Below are 5283 nucleotides of genomic sequence, written 5' to 3'. Positions count from 1 at the left end.
AATACAACAACTATCATCCCCATAAATCCCTGGGAAGGAAAAGTCCAAGAGAATACCTGGAAGAATATTCAAAGGAGAATGTACCCTTAAAACATCAATTTGTTTAATTTACCGCTGTACGAAAAGGGGTAAGTCTTCATCCTGTTTTATACCCTTTGATCATCTCCAAAAAAAATATACTCAAATCATGCACACTGGTAATCATGCCTCCATCACCATGAGCTAGCAAAGAATATGGAGGGATTTTTTTATCATTACTTAGATAAAGACTCACAAACTGGGACATATCCACTTCATCGTGAAACCAACCTGATTGTTCCATGCCCAATGGTTCAAGAATTAGATTTCTGGTATATTCTTCGTAAGATTCTCCTGATACCAACTCGATGATATAACCGGCCACAACCGCTCCCATATTGCTGTAATTATAAGTGGTGCCTGGTTTCTTTCGTAGAAAGTTTCTTTTCCGGTAGTATTCGCCAAAAGGATGCATCGTACTCTCAATGAAGTTTTCTACGGACATGGGCTTATTGGCGTTATATAAAGGAATAAGCTTTTTAAACTCCTTTGGTACTTCATCTTTCGAAAGGCGGATTTTTTCATCGAAAATATAAGTGTGTTCATAAGCATTAGGGTCTCTGAATGAAGCCGTATGTGTGGCCAAGTGTCTAATGGTAATAGGCACTTCAGGATAGTACGGATTGTGTAGGTTCTGAGGAAGAAAATCATTGATAGGGTCATCTAATGACAACTTTCCTTGTTCCACCAATTTCATGATTGCAACTCCAGTCAGCGTTTTTGATACAGAGCCGATATATTGAAGACTATTGACAGAAAATGGGGTTTTACTTTCTAGATCACGATATCCAAAAGCTTCCTGATAATGGACACCTTGATCACTGATAATAGCAACTGCAAATCCAGGAAGGTAGCCCAACTCCTGAATTTTCATCAGTTTCTGAGTTAATGAGTCTTTTGTTTGAGAGAATGCAACTGAAGAGAAGATTGACGAAATGATTACAATTGAGATAAATCTGACCATAGTTCTTTTTTAAACAAAAGTCCATCATGTCAGGGATTATTAATTGGACTTTTGAGACACCTTTATTGTTTACTCTTCAATTTCCAATACAGATCTTGATTTCCTACTGTTGTCATTTTGGTCAATACTTCTCTTGGGATTTCTTTCGTTAGCATCTTGAAGTGCTTAATAAAATCAGATTGATCGTAGTAGTTGTGGTTATATGATAGTTCAGTAAAAGATGGCTTTGCCGCATTTCGCTGATAGTTATCAACTGCGCACCTAAAACGGACCACTTGCTTAAAATCGGATATAGAGCATCCAAGGTGCTTGTTAAACATTCGAAGTAAGGTGCGTCTGTTGATCTCATATTTGTTTGCCAAGATTTTTACTTGAATGGCCCCCTTAGCAAGTATGATTTCTACAACTATGGCTTTGAGAATGTTTTGATCAAACGGACAGTAAATGCTCGCAAAGTATTCATCTAGCATTTCTGTCTTGGCTTGAATCGAAGTACAGGCAAATACTGCGGACATATTTTCCTCAAAACCTTTCCAATAATTGTTGAGCAAGACCACTGATTCGTCTGCCTTGATGAATGAGGTTCCAGATAAAAAGTGGTTAATACCAAGAGGTCGAAACGAATTTCCAATAATGTTGATTGGCCCTCTAAGAAATGCTTTCTTCGCATGACTTATATTGTTAGTGAATATGGTATCAAGTCGTTTGTTCTGATTATGACAGATAGTTCTTGAATCGCGTCTAATTTCAATTTCAGCGTTTTGATAAACGTTGATAGTAGTTCGGAAATGTGGAAAATGGGTAAAGCTTTCTTCAAAAGACGGTTCATCGATTCGAAGAAAGTAATAATTATCAATGCACTGCTGAAGAGAACTGATTTGTGGAGTCGATTGTAGTACTTCAAGCATTCTAATAACAATCTGTTATTGTCTATAACGGTCTGGGCTATGAGTAGTTGCGTGGTTTAGAGTTCAACTTAACATGTATGCACCGAACTGAAAATCTGAGAGTCCCGATAGTTATCGGGATTCAGAAGTAGGCGAGAACAAGCAATTACTTATAGCCATTGTTGGCAGTAGTTATTTTTTATTACAATTATTTACTTATACATAAGTTATTCAGTAAGTATAAATTGCCATGATATACCAAATTTGTCCTGACACCATCCGAATTTCTTACCAAATCCATAATCACCTTCGCCTTTGTAGTCATCTAACGGAATCATTACTTGACCACCATTTGATACAAGTTTTTCGAATAGTGTTTGTATTACATCTTCAGAACTGTCTCTAATAAGAAGTGATACAGCAGGAGTAAATGACCAATTATGATTATAGTTACTTTCAGAAACCATGTATTTAGCCCCGTTCAATGTAAATACTCCATATTTAATAAGCTCAGGTGTTCCACCAGATTCTCCTTCTGAATATTTTTTGATACTGTTAATTTCAGAATTAGGAAAGATAGAAGTGTAAAAATTTATCGCTTCTTCAGCTTTTCCGCATTGGTCACCAACGAATGTTAGGAATGTTGCTGTTTTCATATTTTCTATTTCAGGTTCAATTGCCAAGAAATTCCAAATTGGTCAATCACCCAACCAAATTTTTGACTGAAGCCATAATTATTTAAAGGCATTGTTATTTTACCGTTTTCAGATAGCTTTGAGAAAAGTCTATTCATTTCGTCTTCATTCTCACAATTAATATAGTTCGAAACAGCAGGCGAAAAATCCCAATCGTGAACGGGAGGACTATCACTGCACATAAACAAATTTCCATTCAGTTCAAACGTAGCTTGCATAATCTTTCCTTCTGCTACTGGTGCTTCATTTCCCCAACGATTTACATTAATGATTTTAGAATTATCGAATAATTCCACGTAAAAATTCATCGCATTTTCTGCATTACCGTCTTGAAAAGTTAATGACCTAATCATTTGATTTTCCATAATAGTCTTACTCTGGGTCATTATTGTGATTAAACTGTCTTTTTCGGATTGCAATTTTTTTATTTCGTTTAGGTTAATGTTCTCATTTTTATAGTCAGAACAACTCAAAATAGTTAATCCAAACAATACCATTGATATAGTTCTTTTCATAATATTTTTATGTTCATTTAATTATAGTAAACGCTTTTTTAATTACCGCCAACGGTTAGTATATGCGTAGTGCGACAGATAGGAAGCATTATCGCATATACAGTGTTGTGCTTTCGTTATTTATTTTCTTTAATAAATTCATATGTTTTCTCACTTAAGTTTAAAATGACGTGATAATTTCCCGATTTAACTTTAATGTTGTCGCCGTAGGAATAGGTGTTACCAGATGGGAATGCATCTCCTCCCCAATTAAAATTCCAATTTTCACCTTCTCTGAATTTAAGCGATCCGTCTGATAAAATGATATCTCCTTCCCAGATTGCCTGCGATTCATTAGTTAATGTAAGAGGAATGTTATTGGTCCAATTATTATGTTGAGTTGCGTCACCTACAAGCCCAATATTTGAATAAAGCAATTTAACATCTGGATAATAATCTTGAATCAAACGTTTATTGGAATTTGTTAAGTTGATTATATCATCTAGGAACACCAAATGCGTAAATTTTATACTTCTTGACGATTTTAGAGCGTTTTGAAATTTAGAATTATCAAGCAATTTGAGGGTGTTTTTGATATCGCTCTCGTCAAAAAAGGTAGAATCCATATTTTGATAATCATTTAATGCAGAATAACCAAAAGTAATGCTTGGATAGGGTAAATTCAATTCATCTAAAAACGATGTTATATCTCTCCTGCTGTTATTGTAACCTTCTTTAACAGCTTTACCATATGAAGAAAGGCTTTTGTTTAAGTTACTCTGCTTTTGATTTTTAGGATTGAATTTTAGATAACCCAAGAGATATGAAATTTCAGAGTTTAAGTCAGAAGCTTCTAAATCCAAGTAAAACAATAAATGCGGTAGCAATTTATTATTGAATCCTTCAGGATTCTGAACTATGTTGTCTATAATTTCAATCTGTTTTAATACATTTTGTCTGATAAGTAAGAGTTGTTCTGAGTCTTGGTCTACAACGGTAAATATTTGCTGTAAAACAGCCTTAAATTCATCCTCATTTTTCCTTGACTCATTCCAATTATTTAATTGAAGGGCAATCAAAATCCCAATGACAACCAAAACAATTTCTCCAATAGCATACTTCAGATACTTTTCAGTTTTGCCTTCTGAAAGTAAGTTTTGTCTAATTTTTCTAAAGAATTTTATCATTGGTTAGTGGTTGGTCATAATGAAGCACAACGTACCCGGGTATGCATCCGTGGCGCTTGCAGCGGTAGGTTTCGCCGAAGATGGTTTCATAGCGAAACCCCGCTGGAGCCGGGGAGTTTCCTGAGGATGAATTACAGGTTCTTAAATGTAGGGAATTTTGTTTTGGGGAGAGGGCAGCCATGGAGCATACCCGATGTTAGGCAATGATATTAGGTTTGAAGTCCAGGGTTGCATTATTGACTATTCTCTCAGCGTCAAATAATTCTGCGTATTCCTCAATAGACCCGATTTTGAACTTTAGTGGTTCTGAGGATTTTGTCCATGCGATGATTCTGTGCTCCTTTTGATAGGCTAAGAGATGAGATTTTTCAAACAAGGAAAGATTTATTTCATCTCTTTTAAAATTTTTATAGCGCACTAAATTATGGGAGCAGGAAATACCTAATTCTTTCAGTCGGTTATTAATTGAATTATAAAACTTAAGTGTATTACGAATTAAAAGACAGTGGTCACCGAACTTCAGCATTCGTTTGTCGATCCTATGAATTGATTTTCTCTTAAGCAGTTGTGGGTGTAGGGCATAACTTGAGAAAATATTGCCAATATGTCCTTCATGATATTTTCGTAGTTGAAGACTGGAATTAGGAAATACGAGAGGTTTGTCATCTAATTTCAGAGTGAGAGTACCTTGCTTGTAATTTTTTATTTCCATAGCTCCTTCATAGAGATCACCTACCCCATCTTTCTCATGATTTTTAAACCATTCTATGGAATTCATATAAATCTCACCTTCTTTTAATAACCGGGTAAGATGTTCTTTTTTACCAAACTTAATTAGGAAGGCGATTTCAGTCTTCATGAAAATATTGCCTAACGCCCCAGTGAAGACTTACCCCTTTTCGTACAGCGGTAAATTAAACAAATTGATGTTTTAAGGGTACATTCTCCTTTGAATATTCTTCCAGGTATTCTCTTGGA

The 5283-nt window shown here is 35.2% G+C and carries 6 protein-coding genes; all 6 read right to left on the bottom strand.

Features of this window, described 5'->3' with window-relative positions; translation table 11 throughout:
* Positions 1 to 136: 136 nt before the first annotated feature.
* The gene (locus CA832_RS14870; RefSeq protein ID WP_158211949.1) at positions 137 to 952 is read right to left on the bottom strand and encodes a serine hydrolase domain-containing protein; all 816 of its coding nucleotides are present in this window, start codon (positions 950 to 952) and stop codon (positions 137 to 139) included.
* Positions 953 to 1104: 152 nt separating this feature from the next.
* On the bottom strand, positions 1105 to 1950 hold the full coding sequence (locus tag CA832_RS14865; protein ID WP_088342436.1) for an AraC family transcriptional regulator: 846 nt from the start codon (positions 1948 to 1950) through the stop codon (positions 1105 to 1107).
* Between the two features lie 206 nt (positions 1951 to 2156).
* Complete coding sequence (locus CA832_RS14860) at positions 2157 to 2585, bottom strand: VOC family protein (RefSeq protein WP_088342435.1); 429 nt, start codon at positions 2583 to 2585, stop codon at positions 2157 to 2159.
* Between the two features lie 5 nt (positions 2586 to 2590).
* Positions 2591 to 3139, bottom strand: a complete 549-nt coding sequence (locus tag CA832_RS14855) for a VOC family protein (RefSeq protein ID WP_233131871.1) — start codon at positions 3137 to 3139, stop codon at positions 2591 to 2593.
* A gap of 116 nt (positions 3140 to 3255) precedes the next feature.
* Positions 3256 to 4305 (bottom strand): DUF6090 family protein, encoded by a 1050-nt coding sequence (locus tag CA832_RS14850; protein ID WP_088342434.1) that lies wholly within the window; start codon positions 4303 to 4305, stop codon positions 3256 to 3258.
* 196 nt (positions 4306 to 4501) lie between these two features.
* The gene (locus CA832_RS14845; RefSeq protein ID WP_088342433.1) at positions 4502 to 5164 is read right to left on the bottom strand and encodes a hypothetical protein; all 663 of its coding nucleotides are present in this window, start codon (positions 5162 to 5164) and stop codon (positions 4502 to 4504) included.
* Between the last annotated feature and the right edge of the window lie 119 nt (positions 5165 to 5283).

It is taken from the genome of Robiginitalea sediminis (assembly GCF_002198115.1).
Lineage (GTDB): Bacteria > Bacteroidota > Bacteroidia > Flavobacteriales > Flavobacteriaceae > Robiginitalea > Robiginitalea sediminis.
This window is presented reverse-complemented; position numbering and strand designations above follow the sequence as displayed.